Origin of the sequence: Corallococcus sp. CA041A (genome assembly GCF_003612075.1) — a bacterium.
In the GTDB taxonomy this organism is placed as follows: domain Bacteria; phylum Myxococcota; class Myxococcia; order Myxococcales; family Myxococcaceae; genus Corallococcus; species Corallococcus exiguus.
The window spans coordinates 1-2,703 of sequence record NZ_RAWF01000485.1 but is presented as its reverse complement, the minus strand read 5'-3'; the positions used below and the strand labels follow the sequence as shown (position 1 = coordinate 2,703).

1 protein-coding gene is annotated in these 2,703 nt (G+C 71.8%); it reads right to left on the bottom strand.

All coding sequences use genetic code 11. From position 1 onward, the window contains the following. Positions 1 to 2,425: serine/threonine protein kinase (locus D7V77_RS45375; RefSeq protein WP_233597552.1), on the bottom strand; the 2,425-nt coding region annotated here is incomplete at its 3' end. Between the last annotated feature and the right edge of the window lie 278 nt (positions 2,426 to 2,703).

The following is a 2,703-nucleotide window of genomic DNA, read 5'->3' as shown; positions in this document are numbered from 1 at the left end:
GGGCGGGGGCATCGGCGAGGAAGTCGTGCGGTTCGGTGGGGCGGCCGGAGGCGCGCGCCGGGGTGGAGCGTGCGGGAGGCGAGGACTGCTTGCGGCGGGAGGACGGGGAGCGGCGGACCGCGGGCGTCTTCTCGGGGGCCTCTTCGGGAGGCTTGGACGGCACGCGGGAGATGGCCGTCTCGCTGTCGTTCAGCAGGGCCTGCGGCGCGGTGTGGGGCTGGGTGACGCGGAGGCTGTCCTGTGTGGCGGACCGTGAGGGCCGGGGACGGGAGTCCTCGGAGCTGGTGTTCGAGGCGTCGCGAGGAGGGCGGGGACGGGAGTCTTCCGCACCGTTGTGCGAAGCATCGCGGCCAGACCGGGCACGCGCATCGTCCGCGGATCCGTTCGAAGCATCACGGCCAGACCGAGCACGCGCATCGTCCGCGGATCCGCTCGAAGCATCACGGCCAGACCGGGCACGCGCATCGTCGGTGGAGCTATTCGCGGAATCACGGGCAGAACGCGCGCGTGCATCCTCGGATCCATTCGAAGCATCGCGGCCAGACCGGGCACGTGCATCGTCGGCGGAGCTATTCGCGGAATCACGAGGAGGACGGGGACGGGAATCCTCAGCGGACCCATTCGCCGCATCCCGCGCGGAGCGGGACCGCGCATCCTCACCGGACGCGCTGAAGGCTTCACGCGGCGGTTTGGGCCGAGCCTCCTCGGGAGGCGCGTTGAGGGCTTCACGCGGCGGACGGGGCCGCGAGTCCTCGGCGGATCCATGGGCCGCGTCACGTCCGGCGCGCGGACGCGGCTCCTCGGAGCCGTTGGCGGAGCGCTGCCGTGCATCGTCCGAGGCTCCAGACCGGGCACGGCCTTCCTCGGACTCCCGTCCACCCCGGGCGCGAGGCTCGTTGGGCGGCGGCACGAAGGCCGGAGGCTCCTTCGCATGGCGCGCCTTCGGTTCCTCGGGAGGCTGCGTGCCCATGCGCGACAGCGGCGTGAGGATGGTCTCCCCCTCGGCATAACCGGGAGACGCCGTCACGGGCGCCGTGATGCGCAGCGATGAATCCAGCATCACCGGAGGCAGGGCCGGCTGGGTGCGCACGCCCGGTTCGGAATCCTCGGGCTGCGCGGACATCTCATTCGTGGGCGGAGGCGGCCGGAGCGGCTCCGTGGGAGGCGACACCCGGCGCGAGGGCGGCATCGCCGCGGGCTTGCGGACCGCCACCTCCTCCGTCGTGTTGCGGCGGCCCCCCGTGGCGGCAGCGGGAGCCGGCGTCGCCTTCGCCGGAGCGGGTGCCTTGGCGGGCGCCGCGGGCGCGCGAGGCGGCAGCGTGGAGGAGATCTGCGGCAGCGCACTCGCGGGCGGAAGCGTGGCCGGCTCCGGGACCTCTCCGCCCCGGGCGAGCACCTGCGCCACCTGCGTCTCGCTGGAGGTGCCGTCCCCGGTAGACTGCCCGCTCATGAGCAGCAGGCGGGTCTGGTCGCGGCGCTCGGTGAACAGCCGCAGCATCAACTCGCTGCTCTGTTCGGGGTGCCAGATGCGCTGTCCCACGGCGCGCTCGATGGCGCGGGCGAACTCCAGCGTGGTGCCGTAGCGGTCCTCGCGCCGTTTCGCGAGCGCCTTGAGGACGATGGCGTCCAGCTCCGGCGGCACTTCCTTGTTCACGCGCGAGGGCGGAGGCACATCGCCGCTCAGCACGGCGTTCATCATGGCTTCGGCGCTCTTCGCGTAGAAGAGGCGCATGCCGGTGAGGCACTCGTGCAGCACCACGCCCAGGCTGAACAGGTCGCTGCGGGCGTCCAGCGGGTCGCCCATGATCTGTTCCGGGGACATGTAGCCGCTGGTGCCCTTCACCATGCCCACGGCGGTGCGGCCCGCGCGCGCCAGGCTCTTGGCGATGCCGAAGTCGAGCAGCTTGGTGACGCCTTCGTACGTCACCATGATGTTCTTCTCGGCGACGTCGCGGTGGACGACGGGCGAGGGCCGGCCCAGCGGGTCGGTGAAGCTGTGCGCGTAGTTGAGCGCCACGGCCGTGTCGCGCACGGCCATCAGGCTCAGGCCCATGGGGATGGGCTCATGGGCGGTGCGGCACGCGCGGGCCACCTCCACCAGCGTGGCGCCCGGGACGAACTCCATGGCGAGGAACAGCTCACCGTCCGCCACGTCCAGGTCGTACACGTGAGCGATGTGCGGGTGGTTGAACGCGGCCGTGACCTTGGCCTCGTCCAGGAACATCCGGACGAACTCCTCCTCGCCGCGGATGTCGGGGAGGATCTGCTTCAGCACCACCATCTTGCGGAAGCCGGCCAGGCCCTTCTGGGCCGCGAGGAAAATCTCCGCCATCCCGCCTGTCGACAGGCGGCAGAGCACCTCGTACTTGCCCAGCACCCGGCCGCGGAACCCGTCCGGGGTGAGCGTCAGCGTCGTCCCAGCCATTGAAGGGGTCCGACTCTACACCGGGGCAGGCACCGGCGCGAAAGGCCCGGACCCCCGTTTCTGGCTGGATGCCAGGGTTTACGAGGATGAGCCTCCGTCCGGGCGAGGACAGGGTTTCTGGGCGGACGCGCGCGAACTGTCCGACACCGGAGGGGCCGCCTCCGGGACGGACGGACAGCGGGAAGGGCGCCGCTACTGTGCGTGCCATGCGGCTGCGAGGGCATCAGTCAGGCAGGTGGGGACGGCGCGTGGGGGCGCTCCTGGGGGTGCTCCTGGGG